Here is a 22,898-nt window from a genome sequence, read left to right as displayed (position 1 = left end):
TGTTGTGTTTAAGTATCAATGGATTGATGTTCAAAGTAGTCGATTTTAGTTGCCAATAACTGATCGATTGCTTCCAGATGCCGGATGCGATCCCGAATGACTTGTTGGTACTGCTTGAAAGCGACTACTTTTGCTTGACCATCTAGTGCTAGATGGGCTGGTGTCAATAGACTTAAATCGAGATCTAAGTCCCGAAATATTTTAATGAGTTGGAGTGTTTCCAAGTTTTTGTGGGAATATTGACGGTAATTGTATTGGTTTCGCTGAACATCAGGCAGAATGCCAAGGTGCTCGTAATATCGTAACGCATCCTTAGTCATTCCAGTCATCGCGGTGACTTCCTTCGTAGTGAAGTAATGCTGTTGCTCAGGAATTTTAAACGTTAACACGAGCGTCTCCTTAATATTGAGAACTGAGTCGCCATAAGTCGTTGGCCTTAGAGCGAGTGTACTGCTTAGATAACCGAACTTGACGTAGGCGGTCATCGTAGAAGTGTCCACTTGTGTGAGTGAGTTCGGGAGCAGTAGCTAACCATGCACCAATCGGGGAATTTTTGCGAGAGAAACTTTCACCCAGTATCCGACCAGCCAAACGACTCACCCAACTACCGCCAGCACCAAAGTTAGAATCTGGGACATAGCCGGGGTGGAAAATGTTGATTGTCACGTTGGTTGCTGTTAAGCGTTCACTGAGAGCTAACGTGAGTAGTACGCGCGCAGCAGTGGCCTGGGCTGTGACGGTCATGGCATTGTACTTGGATGTGGCCGGGGCGTCAAAGTCTGGAAGACTCACTTTAGCATGGTTAATCACGAATGGCAGGGCACCAACCAATAGAATGCGCGCTTGGTCACTGTGCTTTAGCAACGGTAACAAGGCTTGAATGGTCCAAAAATGGGTGAGGTAATTTAAAACTAGGTTCAAATCATAACCATCTGCCGATAAATGTCGCTCAGGTAGCATCACACCAATACTATTGAGTAGAATATCGATGTGATCCGTCATGGCTGCAAGCTGATGAGCAAATTGTTGAACACCAGTTTTGGTACTCAGATCGGCCAAAGCCAATTGGACAGCCTGATTGCCAGTTGCTTGACTAATATCGGCTTGAGCCTGTCGTCCTTTGTCAGCCCGACTGCCAACGATAATCACATGATAGTTTTGGTTGGCAAGGTCAATTGCGGTGTGTTTACCAACGCCAGAAGTCCCACCAATAATAACAGCTAATTTTGATTGCATGTCAGTCACTCCTTCAATTCGATGATTATGCGCAAGTATAAACTATGGGGTCGACCCGATAGCAAGCATTAAATTAATTATGACGTGCAGTAGTTATTGGCGATTTAGAACATAATCAGCAGAGTCCTTCTATGCTTTAAACCTATGAATGTGTATTTAACATAAGCATTTCACATATATAGTGAACGCTCGTATACTGAATTTAACTTAATAAGGGAGGGACGCATCATCAAAGCAAAGTATTTAGATCAAGATTATCTGCAAACAATTCAGCCAATTGTCGATGCTAATCAGCGCCGCATTCAAGCGTTGAATGTAACCCGGGAACCAAGTGAAATTCGTGAACGTCTTGCGGAGATAACGGGTCAAACTATCGATATTTCAGTCGAGATTCGCGTGCCACTGTGGACAGACTATGGGCGGAATTTAAAAATCGGCAAACGTGTTTTTATTAATGATAATGTTCAGATCACTGATTTAGGCGGGATTGAATTAGCGGATGACGTGCTGATTGGTCCGGGTGCGATGTTACTATCCGTTAATCACCCGTTAGATCCTGCTAAGCGGCATGCGGTTGAAGTTCAGCCAATTCACATTGAACGAAATGCCTGGATTGGTGCTGGTGCCAAGGTATTAGCTGGCGTCACAGTTGGTGAAAATGCTGTTGTGGGTGCCGGCGCAGTTGTGACAAAATCAGTGCCAGCAAATACGGTGGTGGCCGGCGTCCCTGCTAAAGTGATTAAAACAATTGAGCAAGTAGATTAACGGAGGTTTTATAAAGATGAGTATTAAAGGTAAAGTGGTTGTTATTACGGGTGCGTCCAGCGGTATTGGTGCCGCCACGGCCAAGTTATTAGCGGCTAAAGGCGCTAAAGTTGTATTGGGGGCGCGTCGAGAAGAGCGGTTACAGGCCTTGAGTCAAGCGATTGGTGACAACGCGGTCTATCAAGTAACTGATGTAACAGATCGGCAACAAGTTCGCGCTTTGATTGACTTGGCCGTTTCCAAGTTTGGGCGTGTCGATGTGCTATATAATAATGCCGGTACGATGCCCCAGGGTAATCTGAGTGACCGTGAATACGATAAGTGGCAGATGATGTTGAACGTGAATATTATGGGGGTTTTGAATGGAATTGGTGAAGTATTGCCAATCATGCAAAAGCAACATGATGGTTTGATTATCGCAACGGATTCAGTTGCCGGACACGTTGTTTATCCCGCATCAGCGGTGTATAACGGGACTAAGTATGCGGTCCGGGCCATTATGGAAGGCTTGCGGCAGGAAGAAAAGGAACACGGAATTCGTTCAACCATCGTGTCGCCAGGTGCAGTTCGGACGGAGTTGGTCAATACAATCGGCAATACGCAAATTCAGGCCGGTATCAGCGAGCTGATGAATGCGGACGATCGTCAAGGATTGGCTTTAAATCCGGAAGATATTGCTAACGCGGTATTATTTGCGATCGATCAGCCTAAACACGTCGCCATTAGTGAAGTGTTAGTACGGCCAGCACAACAGGAAGTTTAATCATTAAATCAAGTGCTTTAAATAGTCGCGGCTTATCTGTAAGATAGGTCGCGACTATTTTGATAGGTGCTACTGATTAGATAAGCCCACATGTTGAGTGGATAATAACGTTAGATACAACGACATTTTTAGACAAGTGTCGTTATCGTGAATAATATGGATATTTTGTTGCTGTCTTTGCGTTGTGATCATCGTTAAGATAGAAGGCAACGAAAGCCTCGAATTAGGTGTGTCACAAGTATTGAATATTGAGGATTAATTAAAATAGTGTAGATGAGCGGAGATGGTTATTGATGAAAGTATTTATAACAGGTGGTACGGGATTTGTAGGTAGTGCGGTTGTACAAGAATTAGTCGCTAATGGTTTTGAGGTCGTCGGACTAGCTCGTTCTGAGACGAGCGCTCAAAAACTCATTAGTTGGGGGGCTCAGCCTGTACGCGGAAGTTTGACTAGTTTGTCAACGTTGGCGACGGCTGCTGCTCAGGCAGATGCCATTATTCATTTGGGCTTTAACAATGATTTTCGGCATTTTTTTCAGGCTGGTGCAATGGATCGGCGGGCCATTGAAACTATGGGGCGTGCCATTAGTGGGACTAATAAGCCGTTGGTCGTTACGTATGGGACGACGGGTATTAGAAAGCATGTCGAGACGGAGCATGAAGTCGCGGATACTGGGCTACTCAAATGGCTCACACCGAGAAAATCTGAGATCGTTGCACGTCAGTTAATGGCTCAAAACATCAATGCGTTTGTCGTACGCTTATCACCGGCTGTTCATGGTGCGGGTGATATGGGCTTTACTAGAACAGTGATTGAGCGTGCTAAAAAAAGCCACCGTGCCGAGTACTTTGGCTTAGGAACACATGCTTGGAGTGCTGTTCATCGGTTAGATGCGGCGCACTTGTTTTATTTAGTCACGATGTATGGCCTTGAGCATCCAACAACTAACGAGCGTGTTTTCAACGCAGTTGCCGAGGAATCGATCACAACCGCGGCCATTGCGCGTACGATTAGTCGTAAGTTAAATGTTCCATTAAAGGCTAAGTATAATCCACTGAGTTTTGGCGACACAGCGATGCTTTACCTAATCAATTGTCCGACCTCCAGTCAGCTTACACGACAAATATTAGGTTGGGTTCCAGTACAACCAGATTTATTAACTGATATTAGTAGTTCACGGTATTAAGTGGGTTACTAAAAATATTGTCCAAGGTAGCCGTATCCGTGAATATATTATAAGGCGCATTGCCCACGGTTATCCATAAGGTGAGTCCCTTGATACGTCCAACAGCTAGAAACCGGACTAGTCGTTGATCATCGTCAACAGTATCTTTACACAGATGGATTAGATAATTCAGGAATGCATCGCGAAAGGCGTCATCGTTAAATTGATGACGCAATGTTTCTTGGAAACGCGCATTGCCGAATGAGTTGAGCGTTTCAAAAGGATGTGTGAAGATCTGGTCAATAGTTAGCTTCGATTGCTGCCGCTTTTGTTCAAATAGGGCTTCCAATAAATCGTACTGATCTTGAAAGTGCTTGTAAAAAGTTGACCGATGGACTAACGCTGCATCCGAAATATCTTGAACGGTGATTTTTCGAAAGGGCTTGTCACTCAGCAGGTTTTCATATGCCAGTAGAATCGTGGCCTGCATCCGTTGATTTCTTTGATTAGCCATTACGAATACCTCCTCGAAATTTAATAGAATACGATTAGTATAACCTGTCCGGTGTGCCGATACAAAGATGTGGTGTAAGCATTTGAAATTCAGAGCGCTTATAAGCATGTGCCCTGCGGCGGTATAGTCAAGGGACTAGAATTGGTAAGCCAACCAAATATTTTAATGATTAATCGAAAAAAACGAGTGCAATAGTTGGTATGTTCATGCATACGACACGATTGCACTCGTTTTAAGGTTTATTTATCCCCGCACTAACAGGTAAATAAAATATGGCGCTCCAATCAATGCGACGAGCACGCCGGCTGGCAGTTCAGTGGTCGTGGTGATTAGTTTTCCTAAGGTATCGGCAGCTAGTAATAACGTACTCCCTAACAGACCAGCTAACGGAAGCTGATAGCGTTGTCGGGATCCCACGATTCGTCGTGCCAGGTTGGGGGTAATCAGGCCAATGAAACTGATACCGCCACTAATGGCGACACTGACGCCGGCTAACATGGCGGCCACGCTAATCAATCCCAATTGTTGGCGTTTCAAGTTGATTCCCAATGTTTGGGCAGTGGTCGTACCGAGTGTAAAGGCGTCGAGAACGGGTAATTGAATGAATAGAATACCACTACAGACTGCCAACCATGGAAGCGCCCAGCCGATATAAGACCAATCAGTGCCCCACAAACTACCGGCCAACCAATTCATGACAAATTGATAATTATCAGGTGATAATTTTAACGTCATCAACACCATTAAGGCTGAAAAACAGCCGGACAAGGCGACGCCGACCAGTAACAGGCGCTTAGACGAGATCCCTCGTTGACGCTGATTCGCTAATAAAAAAATCAGGGCCGTACTTAACCATGCCCCAGCTAACGCAACGATAGGTAAACTCAGCGTTAACGAAGCGTTGGTGCCTGCACCAATAATGAGTAACATAACGGCTAGTCCAGCGCCGTTATTAATTCCGAGTAGACTAGGGTCGGCCATTGGATTGTTGGTGACCGTTTGTAAGACGTTACCGGATAATGCCAGGGCCCAGCCAACCATGATAGCGAGCACGATCCGTGGTAAGCGAAAGTTGACTAAGACTAGCATGTCGGTCGCATTACCGCGACCAGTTAAAATTCCCAGCAGAGCGGGCCAGCTGATGGTCATTGTACCCGTACTAAGGTTGAGAATCGCTAGTCCGAGCATGCTAGCAGTTAAGAGCAGTGACCAAATAATTAAGCGACGATTAGGGCTCATGCTTTCATCGGCTCCTTTCGTGCAAGGTAGATGAAGCACGGTACCCCGATTAAGGAGATAATGATGCCAAAGGGCGTTTCATGTGGCGGATTAACTAGCCGTGCAATCAAATCCGCACCGACCGTCAGTGTTGCACCAAGGATCAACGTTAATGGCATGCTATTGCGGTAATTAGCGCCCACTAACCAACGCGCCATGTGGGGAATCATCAGGCCAACAAAAGTAATCGTGCCAACTAATGCCACTGAGATCCCGGATAAAATGACGGCACAGATGAGAGCTAGGCCTCGCAGTAATGGGAGACTTTTCCCTAAACTCTGTGCATTGTCGTCAGTAAGATAGGCTAAGTTTAGTTGCGGTGCGAGTAGTAGGGTCAGTAGCAATCCCAAGACTAATCCTGGACCGAGAAACTTTAATTGTGTCCAGCTGACGGCACCCAGGCCACCGAAATACCAGAACGCGAGGTCCTGTTTGAGCTGCAACACAAGGGCCAGCCCTTCGCTCAGAGCTGTTAATAGGCTGCTGATTGCAATCCCAGCGAGTACCAGAATCGTGGGATCGAGTTGAACATGGCGGGCGGTGCTGATACTGAAAATCAGTCCGGCACTGGCTGCCGCACCAATAATGGCCCAACCAGTCGTTTGTAAAGTTGATAACTTTGGAAAAAAGGCTAAACACAGTGTTAGCATTAAGCCCGCTCCCGCGTTAATCCCCAGTAAGCCTGAATCCGCTAACGGGTTACGCGTCACTGCTTGCATTAGGGCGCCGCTACCAGCAAGAGCTGCCCCAATCAACGCCGCTCCAAGGACGCGGGGCACACGAATGTGCCGGATAATTTGTTGATCAAGATTGCCAGTGTGTGTGGTCGTCAGGGCGTGCCAGACGGTGGCCGTACGCATCTGGTCAGCGCCAAATCGCAAACTGAGCCCCATGACGAGAATGAGCACGCCGGTACTAAGTGCCAGCCACCCCCAATATCTGGACGTTGACTTCATGCGGGGGCCACTTCCTGACAGCCGTTATAGGTCAAAATCAGTGGGGTACCGTGGTAGTCAACGAGGGTGGCATCAATATTGAAAATTGTTTTTAAATTAGCGGCCGTCATGACGGTGGACACGGGACCGTGGGCCAAAACGTGACCGTCCTTGAGCGCGATTAATTGGTCAGAGATGCGAGCCGCGTGGTTCAAGTCGTGTAATGCCATAATGATAGTTCGGTGGGCCTGTTCGTTGAGCTTTTTGACGAGTTGCATCACTTCTAATTGGTGAGTCAAATCTAAGTAGGTGGTGGGTTCATCCAGAATAATCGTGTCAGTATCTTGAGCAACGGCCATGGCGATCCATGCCCGTTGACGTTGTCCGCCAGAAAGGGTGCTTAGGGGCCGTTGGCGTAAATCTTGGAGGCTGGCCTGAGTGAGCGCCCATTCGATTTTTTGATGGTCAGTTGTGGTGAGCCCACTTAACGGCCGCCGATAAGGTAAGCGGCCAAAACTCACCAGTTCTTCTACGGTGAGATCGTTAGCCGTTTGGTTCGTCTGTGGTAAGACTGCAATCTTTTTCGCAAAAGTTTTGCTTTTGATTTGTTGAATGTTTTGATGATCCAGTAGAATAACGCCGGTTGTTGGTGGCAATAGGTGGGCGATGGCACGAATGAGGGTCGATTTACCGCTACCATTCGGGCCAATCAGCGTAGTGATCTGACCATGCGGAATCGTAATTGATAGCTGATCGACGATAACCTTGTCGCCATAACCAATACTAATATTTTGGGCTTCAATGGTATTCACAAATAGGATTCCTTTCTTAAAGTTAAGCGTTCAAGGAGGTTCGCTTAATAAGTTAACTAATTTTGTTTAGTTGTGCACAATCTTATTTTGCCAGCTTGTTTGTTGGAAAACGTGATTAAAACAACTGCTAACTAATAATTAGTGTTAAATTGATAGTCTTATCTTAAATGTTTTTATTGACAATTGATAGTGTTTTCACTAATAATTTTGGTAGCGCTTGAAAGGTGGAGACAGTTGTGACAAAACGGTGGCAAATTGTAAAATTGGGATTAGTATTGGGGTTAATGGGAAGCCTACTATTAGGGGCGTGCGGTGCGAAGCAGCCGACAAGTACGACAGTTACACGAACCGATTATTTGAAGCATAAGGTCAAGGTGCCGAAGCATCCGAAACGGATCGTGGCGAGTTATTTGGAAGATGATTTAGTGGCTTTAGGCATTAAACCGGTCGTGCAGTGGTCGGTCAAAAATGGTAGTGGTACGCAGGCTTACTTGAAAGAGCAGTTGAAAGGGGTGCCGCTAATTGACTATTCGTTACCATATGAAGCGGTGACCAAGGCCAAACCGGACTTGATTCTGATTGGGACGAGTAGTACAGTCGCCAATGGCAAGTATGCGCAATATAATAAAATCGCCCCGACCTACGTGGTCAAAAATGGGACTACGGTAACGTGGCGCCAAACTTTCCTTGATGTGGCTAAGGTGGTTAATCGCCAGGCTAAGGCCAAAAAAGTCCTTGCTAAGTATGACAAACAGGTCCAAACGACGCGGCAAGCGTTGAAAAAGTCGGGTCAGCATAAAGTGGCGGTGTTGTGGGTCACCAATAATACCGCCTACATGGTCAATGACAATTCAGCCAGTGGGGCCTTGCTGTATCAAGATTTACAATTGGGTGAACCAAGTTTAGTTAAACAAGTGTCTAAGTCGGCCACGGCGGATTGGTCGGCGGTCTCGTTAGAAAAGCTCGCTAAGTTAGATGCAGATGATATTTTCTTAGTGAATAGTCAAAAGAGTGCGTCGCTATTTAAGGACCCGCTGTGGAAAAATATCAAGGCCGTGAAGAACAACCATCTGTACCAGTATGGTGACAGTAGCAGTTGGCAGTATTCGGGACCAATTGCTTATTCACAAATGATTGATATGGTGAAGACAGACTTGTTGAAATAATAGTTAGTCAATCATTATAACGAAAAATAATAGGATTGAGATAAAAATTTAAAACGCGTAAATTACTCACAGTAAAATAAGTAATTTACGCGTTTTATTGTCTATAGACAGCGGTAATCATCATCCCAACGCGTGTTGATAGGCGGGGACTAATAAATCATCGACAAGTAGATGAAGGGTGGCATCAGTAATCGGTTCATTAGCAAAAGCACGGTAGCGAAGCCAGTCGAATGGCATCAGTTGTAAGTCGCACGATAAAGTCCCCGTACGCAGTTCCCCACGTTGCTGTGCACGCTGACACACGCGTTCAATCGCATGGGCGTCAATCTTTTTCACAGCATTGAGCAAGTCCTTAACTTCTGGATTTGCTTGTTGATCTAGGTGGTGAAACCAAGTGATAACTAAAGCTTGATTGAATGTATTAATACTGACAGTGAAGCGCTTGAGTACTTGGAATAAATCTTCAGAAAGTGTCTGACCGGTCAAGCTCACTTCGTCTAGTTGACCATGGTTTTCCGTAATGATTTGGTCCTGGATAGCCGCAATTGCAAGCTCTAGTGGTGAACGCCAGCGTCGGTAAATGACAGGCTTACTGGTGCCGGCCTGTTCCGCGACGTTAGCGAACGTCAATTGTTCAAGACCATCTTGATTTAAGATGTCACGGGCGGCTTGATAGATGGCGTTTTCGAGTTCAGCGCCACGACGACGTGTTTTAGTCATGTAATCCCTCTTTTTTAAATAAGATACTTTAAGTTTCTTATTGACTTTTTCTTTATATAGCGTATTATACCAGTTATGCGAATAAGACACTTTGAGTTTCTTAATTAGGAGGATAATATGCAAGCAAAAGCAAAAATTTCAAAAGCAACTATGACGATTGCCTGGGTCGTAGTGTTTGGTGCGATGGCACCATTATTAGATTCAACCATGATCAACATTGCCATTAACAACTTAGTGACTAGTTTTCATAGTAGCGTGACGACGGTCCAGTGGGCAGTTACAGGTTATTTACTGGCAACGGGGGTCGCGGTGCCATTTTCCAGTTGGTTACTCAATCGTTTTGATGGTAAAGCGGTCTTTGTGGCTGGTGAGATTTTGTTTGGTCTTGGCTCGATATTTGCAGCCGTAGCACCGAATATTCAATTATTGATTATCGCTCGGTTAGTTCAAGGTTTTGCGGGTGGCTTGATTATGCCACTCTTGACGACCTTGCTTGTGCAAACTGCGGGTGCAGCAGTGATGGGCCAGATGATGGCAACAGTTGGGCTACCCATGATTTTAGGACCATTAATCGGACCGGTCATTGGTGGAATCATTATCAAATTTGCATCGTGGCATTGGATTTTTTGGATCAATGTCCCAGTAGTCTTGATTTCAATCGCTTTGATTTTGTGGAAGATGCCGAATTATCCGGCACAAAATCGAACAGCGAAAATGGACTTTATTGGTATCTTGCTACTAATTGTGTCCTCAAGTGCTATCATTTATAGTTTGGTTAATGCCGCGCATACTGACCGTTTTAATAACGCGACAAGTATTGAGATGTTAATTCTAGGGGCGATAGCGTTGATTAGTTATGTCGTATGGGCCGCTTGGCAAAAAGAACGGGCGGTAGTGCCACTGCACTTATTTAAGTTTGCATCATTTGATGGTGCTGGCTTAGGATTGTTTATCGCTGGGACGGTATTGAACGGCGCAATGTTGTTACTACCACTCTATTTTCAAAACGTTCGGGGAATGAGCGTGATTAACGCCGCTCTAGCGCTATTACCTCAGGGAGCGGGAATGCTAGTTTCGCGGACGTTAACGGGAAGGCTAACAGATCAAATAGGCGCTAAGTACGTGGTTCTGGGAAGTGTCGTCATCACGTTTGTCGGTACCTTACCGTTTTATTGGTTTGGTCAACAGACGTCTTACTGGATTTTGGCACTTATTTTATTTGTGCGGGGAATTGGTGCTGGTGGTATTTTAATGCCGTTAATGGCCGATGCTTATACAGGAATGCAACCTGGACAAGTGCCAGCTGCAACAATTGGGACCAGAATTATCCAAAATATTGGGAGTGCGTTTGGATCCGCTTTGATTACGACGATTGTAACGGCGTATTCCACACACCAAGTGAATGTGTTTGAACGACACCTAAAAGCAGAAACGTATCACGTCGACGCAGCTCACTTACAAGTCTTTACAACAAGCCATTTGCAAGCAATTCGCTTAGCAGCGTTTCAACAAGGCTTTCTAGTGATTGCAATTGCCGCAATAGTTATTATTTTGCCAACCTTATTGCTGACTAACAAATTGAAGGCGGCGAAGTAACAAGCTAGGAGAAAAAATAATTAAATCCGCTTGACTTATAGTCGGCTCTAACAACTATTATTAGTCTCGTTGGCAGATGTTTTTAACTATAATTCATCAAAAAGGGGATAACAATTATGAAGACAATTCAAATTGGCGCTAGTCAGCTCAAAGCGTCTGCGGTTGCGCTGGGTATTATGCGGATGGTTCGTTTAGATACCGATGCGGCAGCGAACGTCTTAGAGACCGTTCATGACCGGGGCGTTAACTTTATTGATTCAGCGGATATTTATGGTAACGGTGATTCGGAACGGATTTTCGGGCAGGCATTAAAACAGTCGAGTTTAAAGCGTGAAGACTTTTTTATTCAATCTAAAGGTGGTATTGTACTCGATCCCGAGAAGAGTTCTGGTGAACTAGTCTTTGGTCAACGCTATGACTTTTCTAAGCAGCATTTGATTGCAACGGTCGATAAGATCTTGCAACGGATGCAGCTGGACTACCTAGATTCGTTTCTATTACACCGGCCCGATCCGCTGATGGATCCCGCCGAAGTCGCCGCGGCGTTTGATGAATTGCAAGCTACTGGTAAGGTGCGTCACTTCGGTGTTTCCAACTTTAACCCGATGCAAGTCGAGATGTTACAAGCGGCAGTCAGCCAGAAATTGATGATCAACCAATTACAATTTGGTGTCATGCACACCGGTCCAATTCAGTTTGGGTTGCACACGAATATGCAGGATACGGCTAGCCTTAATCATGATGGCGAAATTATCGAATATTCGCGGCTACACCACATGACGATTCAAGCTTGGTCACCCTATCAATACGGCATGTTTGCTGGGACCTTTATTGATAATCCGAAGTTTCCAGAATTGAATGCGAAATTACAGGAATTGGCTGATCAATATCATGTGACTAAAAATGCGATTGCGACGGCTTGGATTTTACGTCACCCGGCCAATATGCAGGTCATTTTAGGTTCAATGAATCCGCAACACCTTGATGAGAGCATTGCGGGGACCGATGTGACGTTGACACGCCAGGAATGGTATGACGTTTACTTTGCAGCGGGCAATGATTTACCTTAATTTGAATAGTCCTTGTGATGATTAATTAATCATAATAGGTTTAGGTTCTTTCGAAACGGTTACTAGTCTCGAAAGAACTTTTTTGTGTGGTGCAATTGTGGTTGTTATAACTTGGTGTATTGATCAATTGCTGAATAAAGTCAGAATTGACTTTATTGGTAGTTAAGTGGTATTAATCATAAAATTGAGTAATGATAGATTATAAGGAGGAACGATTATTTGAACAAGGCAAGATTAGAGTCGTTTACAGATGCGATTATCGCGATTGTTTTAACGTTATTAGTATTAGACTTACCGCGGCCTCAAACTCCTTCAGTGCGGGCACTCTTTGCGGAATGGCAAAGTATTTATGTTTATATCATTACATTTACACTATTGATTTCAATTTGGCTTAATCATCACGATTTATTCGTGCAGGTCAAAAAAATCGATCGGGTTGTTTTTTGGGCGAATAGTTTCTGGTTGCTATGTCAGTCTTTTATTCCATTCATGGCCTCATGGATTACTAAATTTCCGCATTCAAAATGGCCCGCAGTATTTTATATTCTTACGGGTTTTGTTTGGATGTTGGCTTATCAGTTACTAGTAGCCGCCGTTAGAAGATTAAATCCACACATTCATCGTATGAGTAGTCCGGCATTAAGTGTTGTTTTTGGTGGCTTTTTAGTGGTTCTAACAGTCGCGTTAATTAATCCCGATGTGGGCTTGTTCCTAATCCCCGTTCACGCATTTGCTAGTGTTATTTTGGCGACTAAACGTAAGTGGCATTTACGCAAGTATTTTTAATATAAAGATGAAATTAAAAAGTAGGCTCATATCTGGTTTAGGCTAGTATCGCAATGATAACGAACGACAACGCCCGCAAGGTTGAATACTGAGTCCAATCTTGCGGGCGTTGCCGGTTAGTATTTAGTTGGTGTTAGTAGGAGTATGCTTATGGTTTGGTGACGATTCCTAGGTCAATCATAGATTGGGCGGTTGCAATAATCGATTCCGCAGCGGGACGGGGATGCCAATCCAACAATGTTTGGGCTTTATGATTGCTCGTTTCCGCGTAGGTGCCAACTAGTGAGGCGACCATTCGCAATTCTGGTCGGGCCTTAGCGGCTAGCTTAACTGCTGCATTGGGAATGGTTTTGGTTGGTAGCTGACTGGCAAAAGCTGGAAAGGCCTGTCTTAAGACATTTGCAACGTCAAGCATGGATAGCGTCTCACCCGTTGTGGCTAGAAAACGTTCGCCGTTAGCTTGCGGTGCGGTCATGGCAAGCAAGTGCAGACTAGCCACGTCACGAACATCAACATAACCGGAATCAACGTTTGGAACGGCTTTAACTTGGCCTTCTAAGAATTGTTGGATTTGAATATTGGAATGTGAATATTTGGCGGACAACACCGGACCCATGACGGCAACGGGATTGACCGTTGTTAATTCTAACCCGCGGCCCTCATGGTTAATAAAGTCCCAAGCTGCTAATTCAGCACGTGTCTTGGATTCTTGATAAGGATGGATCGCTTTCCAGTTGAGATCAGACCAGTCAGCTTCAGTGTAGGGGGTCGTACGATTTTTGTGACCAGCAAAGATGGCCCCGTACGCAGACGTTAACACGACTCGTTTAACGCCCGCATCACGACTAGCAGTTAGAACCCGCCGAACACCGTCAACGGCTGGTCGGATCATTTCAGCTTTGTTTTTGAAGTTGAGCTTTGGGGTTGGGGAAGCGACGTCGATCGCATAAGTGGCTCCGGCCATCGCTTCCGACCAGTGTTCATCATGCGCCAGGTCGGCCACAACAATTTCGAGAGCTGATAAGTCGGTGATACCACCATTGGTCAGCATTTCTTTAATAACGGGTGCTTTGGCTAATGAGCGGACCGTTGTGCGGACGGCGTAGCCTTGTTGTAATAATTGACGAATGATATGAATGGCGATAAAACCGCTACCACCAGTGACGACGACTAATTGTTTTTGCATGGGACTACCTCCAAATGAATTTATGAATTGCTGTTACACTTGTAACGTCTGTGCCAGTATCTTACAATGGGGTCACGACGAATACAAGGTAATCACGAGCATCTGTGACAGAATGGAGGAATTGTTATGGCAGCGACCAATCACGCGCAAGCAATCAAAAAGGATTCACAAACTTATTTAACTACGGCCTTATTACAATTATTAAGGACTCATGATTTAGATACGATTACGGTGACCCAAGTTGTCAAGCGAGCTGGGGTCAGCCGGATGGCCTTTTACCGTAACTTTACGACACTCGAAGATCTTTTGACAGCGTACTTCGCCCCGGCGATTGCAGCGCGGTTTCAGGACGTCTTGCAGCATGTACCGGCCAATCGGAAGTTATTAGCGATGGGTCAATTTTTTAGTGATTTTGCGCCGACGTTACGACTGGCTGAGCAACGTGGTTTTGAAAACATTATTCAACAACTTTTTAACGCTAATATGACTAATTATTACCAAGCAACGATGACTAATGGAATGCTCACGGCGGTGCAGCTTAAGTATTGGACAAGATTCATGAGTGCCGGGGTATACGCAATTTGGCGCGAATGGCTACTTGGCGGACAGTTGGAGTCCTTAACAACGATTCATGAAATACTAGCAACTTTGCAGACAGCAACGATGCAGGCGCTGACTCAGGCTCAAAAATGAGCAGTGGAAGAATGATCCTAAATTAGCGGTGTGAGGAGGTCGAAACGCCGATTTTAGCGTGTTGATTGGGTACTTATGAGCAATTGTAAAAGCCACCTAGCCATGCACCGGCAGAGCTCGGTGCGGTTAGGTGGCTTTTTTAATCAAATGAGCTGAGATTAAGCATCTTGGGCCGTGGCAGCAATGTCAACTTCACGGATATTGACATTTTGCGGCATGTCATACATGAACTTGACCGTGGCAGCTACGTGCTTGGGGTCCAAAGTCAGGCCACCCATGGAAGCTTTCCATGCTTCGTAATCGGACAGTGCCGACTTGCTAGTAACGTGGGTTAACAGCTCAGTTTCGGCTGCACCGGGGGCTACCAGCATGACGCGCACGTTCTTCGGCGCATTTTCTTCACGGAGTGTCTCGGATAGCCCGTGGACGCCAAACTTGGATGCAACGTAAGCGGCGTGATTGACGAACGTTTTCTTGCCAGCTAACGATGACATATTGAGAATCGTTCCATGTTCCCGGTCACGCATGTCATTTAGGACAATTTGAGTGCCGTTTAAAACACCCATCACGTTCGTATTAAGCATGGTTTGCCACTCTTGTGGGTCCTGATTTTGAACATTTCCTAGTAACATTAATCCCGCATTATTAACTAGTAAGTCGGTCTTGCCATACTTGGCTTCGGCCTTGCGAACGGCAGTTTCGAATTGGTGATAGTTGGTCACATCGACTGTGTCGATCATGGCATTTTCAAAGTTCGCAGATAAGGCGGCTAACTTTGCTTGGCGACGCCCTAATAGTAACAGTGGGTAGTTGTCAGCGGCGAATAACTTGGCAATCTCGGCACCAAAGCCAGAACTGGCTCCAGTAATGACGACTAATGGTTTCATTTTGTAATTCCTCCGTAATTTTGGATAATGGTTTTCGTTTGAATTTTCAACGATTTACAGTATACTTGGCTAGATTAAACGCGACAAGTACGCACTTTTAGGTAACCACCAATTGAGAGCAGGGAGTTAATAATGTTAAAAGAACGGGTAACTGCGCAACCACGCTACCGAAATGAATTTGATGCCACGATGCAGTTGATTCGTGGTAAGTGGAAAATCATGATTTTGTTTGAACTGGCCGAGGTTAAAGTCAGCCGTTTTGCTGACTTGCAACACCATATTCAAGCGGTATCGCATAAAACATTGGCGAGTCAATTGAAGGAATTGGAACAAGATGAGTTGATCGAACGGCATGATTTTAAGACCGCTCAGCCGCATGTCGAATACCGGTTGACCGCTAAGGGGCAGAGCTTGATTCCCATCCTAGATGCGATTTGTACCTGGGGTGATCAACATGTTGATCCAGCTTTGATTGAACGTTCACTGTGTGACGAATAGGCTAGTCTAAACGGGAGCGTGGGCTTTGTACGGCGCCATGGGAAAAGTACGTTGTCAGTCAAAAGCAACTAGCGGCGCTGTTTTGATGACCATTACTAAATAATCGCTTCAAGAATTTCTAATGACATTCTTGAAGCGATTATTTGTTATTCAACTAACTCGTGCTGTTTGAAAGCTGACAGCCAGCTATACGGGCTGTTTTATAAGATGAACCAACTATTGCCGCCGGGATGGGGGTGGGTCGTTATCATAGACGAGTACAACGCGGAATCGATGATTTGAATTAATCGATTGCCGTTACGTTGACAGCGACGACATCGCCAATGCTTTTGTGGAGTTTTGCACGAATATCCTTACGAATACCTAAGATATAACAAATACTACCATCAAGGTTTTTAACACCCATATTAACGATAGAACCGTTGTAAGGGACCTCATCGAAAGTGGCATGGACTTTGACGCGCCCCTTACCGAAAAGGTCGCGAATATCGAAGGGACAGGCCACGTAAGCCCCACCTTTGCCAATTGTTGCGGCTTGAATCGGTGCGTCAAATTGATAAGTCTTCATTATTATATGACCTCCGCCTAAGCGTAATTATGGAACGGCTTCATTTTTATAATCAGATTTCCATATTATCATAGCAAATTAGCAATTGTTGGTGAACTAAGTGGTCACTCACAACTAATTATAATTAAGGTGAACCGCTATTTGCGTGAAATATTAACCGGGTATATCGTTGGTATCAAAAATATTTATCGAAAAGTACAATTATTATACTAAATCCCCTTGCGAGCGGGGCAATCAACCGCTTATAATTAAACTACTTTAAGTAAATTAAAAAAGGGTGTTTACATGAATTTTAAATCACAAAATCCAATTGATGCAAGTCAGTCGGAAAGATTCAAGCTTTATAAGTCGGGGAAACTTTGGCTGGTTGCTGGATTAACTTTCTTCTCATTTTTAGGAGGTTCCGTTCTTAACAATACAAACGTGCACGCTGATGCTACAAATGCAACGACAACATCGTCTTCAGCTGCAAGCACGGCCTCTAGTGCAAGTGTTGCAACGAGCTCTGCTGCTAGCGATGCGACGACTAAAGCGACCTCAGTTTCGTCAAGTGCTGCGACTCAAGTAACGAGTGCGGCAACAACTAAGACGACCAGTCAAGCAGCGACGGCATCGTCGAGTGCGGCCACTAGCCAATCGACCAGTACAGCATCTAGCTCGACTAGTCAAGCAACTAAGACGGCTTCGAGTGCAGCCACTAGTACTTCTGCAACGGCTACAAGCCAAGCAACCAGTGTCGCTTCTAGTACGGCAACCACTACTCAAGTAAGTCATACCGCAAGCAGTACTGCTGCCAGTGCTGCTTCAAGTACTGCAACGGTCAAGGCTGTTAAGGCCGCTTCAAGTACGGTAAGTAGTGCGGCGACGACCGCTACTAAAGCCACAGCTAAAGTTGCTGCCGTTGCTTATACCGCAGCAACGACGTCTTCAACGGATGTCTGGACGATTGGGGATACGACTCGGCCACGCGTTGATGTTGTTGACGTGGCGTCATATCAAAGTACCATGACGCAATCTGATTTCAATAAGTTAAAGGCTGCGGGTGTTAAGACGGTCATCGTTAAGTCGACTGAAGGCACTGATTACACGAACCCAGCTGCACTGAACCAAGCAAAGATGGCTAACAAAGCTGGCTTGAACGTTGATTTCTACCACTATGCAACGTTTAGCACGGCTGATGCGGCTAAATCTGAAGCGACTAACATGGCTGGTTTCTTAGTTAAGAACAATGTTTCAACCAAAGTTCTCTTGTTCGCTGACATGGAAGATTCATCTTCATACTCAGTTAACGCAACGGCGAACTTGAACGCGTTCTGGTCAACGTTAGATTCCTTTGGTTACAAGAATCACGGCGTTTATACGTCCAACTCATACTTATATCGGGATGCTGTTGTTAAGACAGTTGGCCAATCACGTGTATGGCGGGCCCAATACCCATACACGCCTTCTGCTAATAACCTTTGGAACACCAATGATGGTGCATGGCAATTCTCCGATACGGCACTCTTACCATCTGGTTCAGATTATACCGGTTACATTGATGTCAGCATCGATTACAATGGTTTAACTGAAGATAGTGCCGGGACCAATACATTCGTAACGACAACTAGTAGCAATGATACGACGACTAGTGAAGTAACGACTGACACTAGTGCTACGACCAATACGTCAACTAGTTCAACGACTAAGAAGGCCTCTGGTTGGTATACCTTTACCAAGAACACAGCCATCAAGAGCGCTGCCAGTGACAGTGCTAAAACAGTTGGAACTTATAGCAAGGGTAACCGCGTTTACTATAATGCTGAAATTACAACTAATGGTGAAACTTGGTTACGTTACTTAAGTTACAGTGGTAGCGAACATTTTGTTAAGATTGCCGCAGCTAAAACGACCACGACTAAGCCAGCCGCAAGCACTAGCAAGACGGTTACCAAGAATGAAACTGGCACTTACAAGTTTACTAAAACGACAGCTATCAAGGGTTCAGTTAGTGACTCAGCTAAGACTTTAGGGACTTACTACAAAGGTGACACGGTTTATTACAATGCCAAGGTTACTAAGAATGGTGAAACTTGGCTCCGTTACCTGAGTTACAGTGGTGCGCAACACTACGTTAAGATCAGTGGTGCAGCTACGTCAACGACTACCACCAAGCCAGCCACTAGTTCTAGCAAGACGGTCACTAAGGCTGAAACTGGGACTTACAAGTTTACTGGCACCACGGCCATCAAGGGTTCAGTTAATGATTCAGCCAAGACTTTAGGGACTTACTACAAGGGTGATACGGTTTATTACAACGCCAAAGTCACTAAGAACGGCCAAACTTGGCTTCGTTACCTGAGTTACAGTGGTGCGCAACACTACGTTAAGATTAGTGGTGCAGCCACAACAACGACGACGTCAAGCAAGTCAACGGCTACGGCTAGTGCTAAGACAGTTGCGCAAAGCGGGACTTACAAGTTTGCTAAGACGACTGCCATCAAGTCTTCAGCAAGTGATGCCGCTTCAACTGTTGGGACTTACTACAAAGGCAATACGGTCAACTACAACGCCAAGGTAACGACTAACGGTCAAACTTGGTTACGTTACACGAGTTACAGTGGTGCGCAACACTACGTTAAGGTCAGTGGCGGTGCCGCAACGACCACGTCATCTTCAGCAAGTAAGACGACGGCGGCTGCTGGTACGTACATATTTAAGACCACAACGAATATTCGGACCGCTGCTAGTCTAAATGCCTCAGTTGTTGGCCAATACTCCGCGGGCGAATCCGTTTATTATATTGGAACGGTTTCTGCGGATGGCTATCAATGGCTGAAGTACTTATCTAACTCTGGTGCTTACCATTACGTTGCTAAGATTGGCTAACAATTAGTTACCAATTACTAGTGCAATAACAAAACAGGCTTTGAGATCACGTCAAGCGACGCGATTTCAAAGCCTGTTTTGTTGTGTGATTGAGTTAGTGGCCTGTTCATCTTATTTTGACAAAAGTCGGCATAGACGCACTTAACAAAAAGTTTACACTGATTCGAACTTCTTTCAGCGGGCCTAAGCTGGTAGCTTTTGACACTAAAAGTTTGAAGCATGCTTCGTATTCAAGCACGTGTAATCGGTGCTGTAGTGAGGGGATAATGTTTATAAAACAACTAAGCCACCAGCACCGTTGTCGTAGTCAGGTTTCTGAGCAGTGACAACCAGTTTTTCGTTAACAAAGGCCATTAAGCCCAGGCTGCTTAACTCGCGACCATAGCCGGAGCCCTTGACGCCACCAAATGGTAGTTCTGGTAAGGAGCTGAGGAAGGTGTTAACGAAGACCATCCCAGTTTCAATTTGTTGGGCAACCGCTTTGCCATGCGCCGCAGTTCCGGCGAAGACGATGCCACCTAAGCCCAGTTCAGAGTTGTTGGCTAAATCGATAGCTGCTTGTTCAGAATCAACTTTGAAGACTTGGGCAACTGGACCGAACATTTCTTCGTAAAAGAGGGGGTTGTCTTGATCAATGTCCGTTAAGATGGTTGGTTGGAAGAATTGGCCAGGTAAGTCGATTGGTTCGTTGCCATAAGCAACGGTTGCACCACCGGCAATGGCCCGGTCAACTTGGTCTTGTAGCTTTTCCTTAGCGCGTTTGGAATTCATCGGTGCCAGGGTAGTTTGTGGGTCCATAGGATCGCCAGGGACTAATTTGGCAAAACGTTCCTTCAACTTTGCTAAGAAATCATCGTACACATCCGCAGCGACAATAAAGCGTTTTGATGAGGTGCAGACTTGCCCAGCGTTGTATAACCGGACCCGCCATGCTAAGTTGACTGCTTCGTCAATATCAGCATCCGCTAAGACGACGAAAGCGTCCGAACCACCTAATTCCATAGAACTCTTCTTCAAGTTTGCACCGGCCGCTTTGGCAACCGCTTGTCCACCACGCTTAGAACCAGTCAGTGCGACGCCTTGGATGCGGGGGTCGGCAATAATATCGCTAACTTGATCATAGTTTAAGAAGAGGTTCGTTAGACTACCAGCGGGAGCACCAGCTTCTTCGACAATCTTGGCGAAGGCCGCAGCCGATCCCGGTGTATTAGAGGCGTGCTTTAAAATCATTGGATTGCCGACCATGTAGTTCGGTGCGAAGACCCGCATGATTTGGTAGTATGGGAAGTTCCAAGGTTCGACCAACATCAGGACACCGGTTGCTTGTTTTTCAATTTCGGCATCGCCCGTTGCTTGAGTGCTGATTGGGGTCGGTGCCAATAATTCAGCACCGTGATCAGCATAGTAATCAGCAATCATGGCGCATAGTTCGACTTCACCTTGAGATTCACTCAGTAATTTACCCATGTCGATTGTTGCAATTTTAGCTAATTCATCTTTATGTTCACGTAACAGTGCGGCAATCTTATGGAGGCTGGCTGCACGGGAACTAACGGGTTCATGACGCCATTGGTGATAAAGGGCGTCGCCGGTAGTTAAGGCCTGTTCGATTTGGTCAGTGGTTGCGTTGTCGTAAGTTTTAACAACTTCATTGGTATATGGATTAATTGTTTGATAAGCCATAGTAAACTCCTCCTATAAATGTTCAGGTATTGTAAACGGTTAATCTGCGATTGTATGGGACTGGTAACCGCCTTCACTATTGTACGCTACCACAAAAGTACGGACAAAGTCAGCTAATTTGACTTGACCAGCGCTAGTGTCAGAAGCATTTAGATCTCCATAAAGTCCTTCAGGTTCGCGCTGATAGCGACTAGTTTGGACTAATGAAGCGGCAATTTTAACGGGAACACCGTGGTTCGTCAAGTTAGCTTGATATTGTTCATCTGAGATTTGTACCCATTGTAGATCGGGCATGTTTAAGACGTCGCGCAGATCAGCAACGAATTGGTCACCGGTGAACGTATCACTGAAGGCATACTTGACGGTGATACCGGCTGGCGTGTGATCAATTAGGGGATAAACGACACTGGCAATGTCCTCGGGCGCAACGTATTTTTGTGCTGAAGCAGCAGGCGTGCTGGAATAAATTTTATGTTCAGCCTTGATTGTTGCTAAGTTACCGAACAAGTTAGCATAAAATCCGGTTGGACGGACAAAAGCCAGGTTAACCCCGTCAAGTTGTCGTAATTCATGTTCAATTAAGTTGTAAGCATGCAGCGAGCCAGCCACTTCATCGGCATCTGCGCCGATGCTACTGAGGTTGACGACGTTGGTGACGCCGGCATTTTCAATTGCCTGTTTCCAAATTTTAGCCTGAGCCACGGCCCCTTCGAAGGGATCATCACCGATACCACCAGAAAGCATGAGATAAACCACATCTTTGTCAGTAAAAGTGGTGGATAAGAAATCAACATCAGTCATTGTACCAATGGCGGCATGGGCGCCGACAGCTTCAATTGAAGCTTGGCGCTTAGGACTAGTTGAGATAATGGTGACGTCATGACCGGCTTGGACGAGCTTAGGAACAACGATCCGATTAATGTTTCCTAATGAACCTAACATTGCAATTTTCATAATTATATAACCTCTTTAAAGTTTGATTTTTGCTTTTTAAAAGATAAATCTATCTTTCAACGTTTGCCATCATAAAAGATAATTCTATCTTTGTCAAGCTTGAAAAAGATATTTTTATCTTTTATACTGAAGACATGAAGAAAAAAGATATGAACAAACAAGTTAAGATTCAAGATGCGGTTGCGGCAATCATTCTCGCTGAGGGTCCAGCCGGGGTTTCAACGACTAAGGTGGCTAAGCGCGTCGGCATTGCACAATCCAATGTTTATCTCTACTTTAAGAATAAACAGGCTCTGATCGATAGTGTCTATGCGCGTGAGACGAACCGAATTCTTAGTACTACCGACTTAGACCGATTAAGTGATTCAACAATCGATGTGACGACTCGGATTCGATTATATGTACAGCAGGTGTATGACTATTCGTTAGCCAATCCAGATAGCTTGACGATCATTCAACAGATCAAGGCATTGAATGGACAGGGGATGACGATTTCGGCGGCGGATGCCGATCCGAATAATATTGTCGCTAACTTATTAACGGCGGGTATCGATGCTAAGGTGATTAAGCAGTTACCGGTTAGTTTGCATATGGGGGTCGTGTTTTCAACTATTCATACGCATACGACGAATATCAGTAAGGGACGGTATGCTCAGGACCAATATACATTTGGTGATATTTTCCAAATGATTTGGGACGCGATGAAACAAGATTAGGAGGTTTAATGACAAAAGACGCGACTTAATTGATAGGC

The 22,898-nt window shown here is 45.3% G+C and carries 23 protein-coding genes; 11 read left to right on the top strand and 12 right to left on the bottom strand.

Annotated features, from left to right (window positions below; genetic code table 11):
* Positions 1-8: 8 nt before the first annotated feature.
* Together ACWQAU_RS09030 and ACWQAU_RS09025 are read right to left on the bottom strand one after the other, a co-directional pair.
* Positions 9-389 (bottom strand): MerR family transcriptional regulator, encoded by a 381-nt coding sequence (locus ACWQAU_RS09030; protein WP_003642358.1) that lies wholly within the window; start codon positions 387-389, stop codon positions 9-11.
* Between the two features lie 10 nt (positions 390-399).
* Positions 400-1,236, bottom strand: coding sequence for an SDR family NAD(P)-dependent oxidoreductase (locus ACWQAU_RS09025; protein WP_003642357.1), 837 nt, complete (start codon positions 1,234-1,236; stop codon positions 400-402).
* A 309-nt stretch (positions 1,237-1,545) separates the two neighbouring features.
* On the opposite strand from ACWQAU_RS09025, the gene ACWQAU_RS09020 reads away from it, so the two are divergent.
* The 3 genes from ACWQAU_RS09020 (at position 1,546) to ACWQAU_RS09010 (ending at position 3,951) form a co-directional block, all read left to right on the top strand.
* Complete coding sequence (locus ACWQAU_RS09020) at positions 1,546-2,001, top strand: DapH/DapD/GlmU-related protein (RefSeq protein WP_003642356.1); 456 nt, start codon at positions 1,546-1,548, stop codon at positions 1,999-2,001.
* 16 nt (positions 2,002-2,017) lie between these two features.
* Complete coding sequence (locus ACWQAU_RS09015; RefSeq protein ID WP_003642355.1) at positions 2,018-2,764, top strand: SDR family oxidoreductase; 747 nt, start codon at positions 2,018-2,020, stop codon at positions 2,762-2,764.
* A 293-nt stretch (positions 2,765-3,057) separates the two neighbouring features.
* The gene (locus ACWQAU_RS09010) at positions 3,058-3,951 is read left to right on the top strand and encodes an SDR family oxidoreductase (RefSeq protein WP_013355936.1); all 894 of its coding nucleotides are present in this window, start codon (positions 3,058-3,060) and stop codon (positions 3,949-3,951) included.
* Here the strand turns inward: ACWQAU_RS09010 and ACWQAU_RS09005 are convergent.
* From ACWQAU_RS09005 to ACWQAU_RS08990, 4 genes are all read right to left on the bottom strand, one after another.
* Positions 3,932-4,444: a TetR/AcrR family transcriptional regulator gene (locus ACWQAU_RS09005; protein WP_003643401.1), complete on the bottom strand. Its 513-nt coding sequence runs from the start codon at positions 4,442-4,444 to the stop codon at positions 3,932-3,934. The two genes, ACWQAU_RS09010 and ACWQAU_RS09005, sit on opposite strands and share 20 nt — an antisense overlap.
* Before the next feature lie 243 nt (positions 4,445-4,687).
* Entirely contained in the window at positions 4,688-5,683 is a 996-nt protein-coding gene (locus ACWQAU_RS09000; protein WP_027821733.1) for a FecCD family ABC transporter permease, read from the bottom strand.
* The gene (locus ACWQAU_RS08995) at positions 5,680-6,678 is read right to left on the bottom strand and encodes a FecCD family ABC transporter permease (RefSeq protein ID WP_003643400.1); all 999 of its coding nucleotides are present in this window, start codon (positions 6,676-6,678) and stop codon (positions 5,680-5,682) included. The genes ACWQAU_RS09000 and ACWQAU_RS08995 overlap by 4 nt, the downstream gene beginning before the upstream one ends.
* On the bottom strand, positions 6,675-7,469 hold the full coding sequence (locus tag ACWQAU_RS08990) for an ABC transporter ATP-binding protein (RefSeq protein WP_003642350.1): 795 nt from the start codon (positions 7,467-7,469) through the stop codon (positions 6,675-6,677). The genes ACWQAU_RS08995 and ACWQAU_RS08990 overlap by 4 nt, the downstream gene beginning before the upstream one ends.
* A gap of 284 nt (positions 7,470-7,753) precedes the next feature.
* Here ACWQAU_RS08990 and ACWQAU_RS08985 point away from each other — a divergent pair, with 284 nt between their 5' ends.
* Entirely contained in the window at positions 7,754-8,635 is an 882-nt protein-coding gene (locus ACWQAU_RS08985) for an ABC transporter substrate-binding protein (protein ID WP_046947578.1), read from the top strand.
* Positions 8,636-8,755: 120 nt separating this feature from the next.
* Here the strand turns inward: ACWQAU_RS08985 and ACWQAU_RS08980 are convergent, their stop codons facing one another.
* Positions 8,756-9,355 carry a TetR/AcrR family transcriptional regulator gene (locus ACWQAU_RS08980; RefSeq protein ID WP_003643398.1) on the bottom strand — a complete coding sequence of 200 codons (600 nt, stop codon included), beginning with the start codon at positions 9,353-9,355 and terminating at the stop codon, positions 8,756-8,758.
* Positions 9,356-9,472: 117 nt separating this feature from the next.
* On the opposite strand from ACWQAU_RS08980, the gene ACWQAU_RS08975 reads away from it, so the two are divergent.
* The 3 genes from ACWQAU_RS08975 to ACWQAU_RS08965 all read left to right on the top strand — a co-directional run bounded on the left by ACWQAU_RS08975 (position 9,473) and on the right by ACWQAU_RS08965 (position 12,807).
* The gene (locus tag ACWQAU_RS08975) at positions 9,473-10,951 is read left to right on the top strand and encodes a DHA2 family efflux MFS transporter permease subunit (protein ID WP_022638460.1); all 1,479 of its coding nucleotides are present in this window, start codon (positions 9,473-9,475) and stop codon (positions 10,949-10,951) included.
* 116 nt (positions 10,952-11,067) lie between these two features.
* Positions 11,068-12,021 (top strand): aldo/keto reductase, encoded by a 954-nt coding sequence (locus tag ACWQAU_RS08970; RefSeq protein ID WP_003642346.1) that lies wholly within the window; start codon positions 11,068-11,070, stop codon positions 12,019-12,021.
* Between the two features lie 219 nt (positions 12,022-12,240).
* Positions 12,241-12,807: a TMEM175 family protein gene (locus ACWQAU_RS08965; RefSeq protein WP_027821735.1), complete on the top strand. Its 567-nt coding sequence runs from the start codon at positions 12,241-12,243 to the stop codon at positions 12,805-12,807.
* Between the two features lie 148 nt (positions 12,808-12,955).
* Here ACWQAU_RS08965 and ACWQAU_RS08960 read toward each other — a convergent pair whose 3' ends face one another.
* On the bottom strand, positions 12,956-13,993 hold the full coding sequence (locus ACWQAU_RS08960) for an SDR family oxidoreductase (protein ID WP_003642344.1): 1,038 nt from the start codon (positions 13,991-13,993) through the stop codon (positions 12,956-12,958).
* 126 nt (positions 13,994-14,119) lie between these two features.
* Between ACWQAU_RS08960 and ACWQAU_RS08955 the strand changes: the two genes are divergently transcribed.
* Positions 14,120-14,686, top strand: coding sequence for a TetR/AcrR family transcriptional regulator (locus ACWQAU_RS08955; protein ID WP_011102040.1), 567 nt, complete (start codon positions 14,120-14,122; stop codon positions 14,684-14,686).
* Positions 14,687-14,844: 158 nt separating this feature from the next.
* Here ACWQAU_RS08955 and ACWQAU_RS08950 read toward each other — a convergent pair whose 3' ends face one another.
* Complete coding sequence (locus tag ACWQAU_RS08950) at positions 14,845-15,573, bottom strand: SDR family oxidoreductase (protein WP_003642342.1); 729 nt, start codon at positions 15,571-15,573, stop codon at positions 14,845-14,847.
* A gap of 132 nt (positions 15,574-15,705) precedes the next feature.
* Between ACWQAU_RS08950 and ACWQAU_RS08945 the strand changes: the two genes are divergently transcribed.
* Entirely contained in the window at positions 15,706-16,071 is a 366-nt protein-coding gene (locus ACWQAU_RS08945; RefSeq protein ID WP_011102039.1) for a winged helix-turn-helix transcriptional regulator, read from the top strand.
* 283 nt (positions 16,072-16,354) lie between these two features.
* Here ACWQAU_RS08945 and ACWQAU_RS08940 read toward each other — a convergent pair whose 3' ends face one another.
* On the bottom strand, positions 16,355-16,639 hold the full coding sequence (locus tag ACWQAU_RS08940; protein ID WP_033608037.1) for a DUF1905 domain-containing protein: 285 nt from the start codon (positions 16,637-16,639) through the stop codon (positions 16,355-16,357).
* A gap of 285 nt (positions 16,640-16,924) precedes the next feature.
* Here ACWQAU_RS08940 and ACWQAU_RS08935 point away from each other — a divergent pair, with 285 nt between their 5' ends.
* Positions 16,925-19,507: an SH3 domain-containing protein gene (locus ACWQAU_RS08935; protein WP_027821737.1), complete on the top strand. Its 2,583-nt coding sequence runs from the start codon at positions 16,925-16,927 to the stop codon at positions 19,505-19,507.
* Positions 19,508-19,777: 270 nt separating this feature from the next.
* On the opposite strand, the gene ACWQAU_RS08930 is transcribed toward ACWQAU_RS08935, so the two are convergent.
* Positions 19,778-21,190: an NAD-dependent succinate-semialdehyde dehydrogenase gene (locus ACWQAU_RS08930; protein WP_003642338.1), complete on the bottom strand. Its 1,413-nt coding sequence runs from the start codon at positions 21,188-21,190 to the stop codon at positions 19,778-19,780.
* A 39-nt stretch (positions 21,191-21,229) separates the two neighbouring features.
* The gene (locus ACWQAU_RS08925; protein WP_027821738.1) at positions 21,230-22,144 is read right to left on the bottom strand and encodes an NAD(P)H-binding protein; all 915 of its coding nucleotides are present in this window, start codon (positions 22,142-22,144) and stop codon (positions 21,230-21,232) included.
* Positions 22,145-22,278: 134 nt separating this feature from the next.
* Here ACWQAU_RS08925 and ACWQAU_RS08920 point away from each other — a divergent pair, with 134 nt between their 5' ends.
* Entirely contained in the window at positions 22,279-22,860 is a 582-nt protein-coding gene (locus ACWQAU_RS08920) for a TetR/AcrR family transcriptional regulator (protein WP_079111846.1), read from the top strand.
* Positions 22,861-22,898 lie beyond the last annotated feature (38 nt).

The organism is Lactiplantibacillus sp. 3062 (assembly GCF_055413545.1).
The sequence above is the reverse complement of the archived record's forward strand: the minus strand, read 5'-3'. Positions and strand labels throughout refer to the sequence as shown.

Coding starts and splice junctions, on each gene's coding strand:
- ACWQAU_RS08950 (WP_003642342.1), bottom strand. CDS start 15,573: ATGAAACCATTAGTCGTCATTACTGGAGCCAGTTCTGGCTTTGGTGCC.
- ACWQAU_RS08995 (WP_003643400.1), bottom strand. CDS start 6,678: ATGAAGTCAACGTCCAGATATTGGGGGTGGCTGGCACTTAGTACCGGC.
- ACWQAU_RS08935 (WP_027821737.1), top strand. CDS start 16,925: ATGAATTTTAAATCACAAAATCCAATTGATGCAAGTCAGTCGGAAAGA.
- ACWQAU_RS08970 (WP_003642346.1), top strand. CDS start 11,068: ATGAAGACAATTCAAATTGGCGCTAGTCAGCTCAAAGCGTCTGCGGTT.
- ACWQAU_RS08930 (WP_003642338.1), bottom strand. CDS start 21,190: ATGGCTTATCAAACAATTAATCCATATACCAATGAAGTTGTTAAAACT.
- ACWQAU_RS08940 (WP_033608037.1), bottom strand. CDS start 16,639: ATGAAGACTTATCAATTTGACGCACCGATTCAAGCCGCAACAATTGGC.
- ACWQAU_RS08955 (WP_011102040.1), top strand. CDS start 14,120: ATGGCAGCGACCAATCACGCGCAAGCAATCAAAAAGGATTCACAAACT.
- ACWQAU_RS09025 (WP_003642357.1), bottom strand. CDS start 1,236: ATGCAATCAAAATTAGCTGTTATTATTGGTGGGACTTCTGGCGTTGGT.
- ACWQAU_RS08925 (WP_027821738.1), bottom strand. CDS start 22,144: ATGAAAATTGCAATGTTAGGTTCATTAGGAAACATTAATCGGATCGTT.
- ACWQAU_RS08945 (WP_011102039.1), top strand. CDS start 15,706: ATGTTAAAAGAACGGGTAACTGCGCAACCACGCTACCGAAATGAATTT.
- ACWQAU_RS08985 (WP_046947578.1), top strand. CDS start 7,754: ATGGGAAGCCTACTATTAGGGGCGTGCGGTGCGAAGCAGCCGACAAGT.
- ACWQAU_RS08920 (WP_079111846.1), top strand. CDS start 22,279: ATGAAGAAAAAAGATATGAACAAACAAGTTAAGATTCAAGATGCGGTT.
- ACWQAU_RS08975 (WP_022638460.1), top strand. CDS start 9,473: ATGCAAGCAAAAGCAAAAATTTCAAAAGCAACTATGACGATTGCCTGG.
- ACWQAU_RS08960 (WP_003642344.1), bottom strand. CDS start 13,993: ATGCAAAAACAATTAGTCGTCGTCACTGGTGGTAGCGGTTTTATCGCC.
- ACWQAU_RS09015 (WP_003642355.1), top strand. CDS start 2,018: ATGAGTATTAAAGGTAAAGTGGTTGTTATTACGGGTGCGTCCAGCGGT.
- ACWQAU_RS08980 (WP_003643398.1), bottom strand. CDS start 9,355: ATGACTAAAACACGTCGTCGTGGCGCTGAACTCGAAAACGCCATCTAT.
- ACWQAU_RS09010 (WP_013355936.1), top strand. CDS start 3,058: ATGAAAGTATTTATAACAGGTGGTACGGGATTTGTAGGTAGTGCGGTT.
- ACWQAU_RS09005 (WP_003643401.1), bottom strand. CDS start 4,444: ATGGCTAATCAAAGAAATCAACGGATGCAGGCCACGATTCTACTGGCA.
- ACWQAU_RS09000 (WP_027821733.1), bottom strand. CDS start 5,683: ATGAGCCCTAATCGTCGCTTAATTATTTGGTCACTGCTCTTAACTGCT.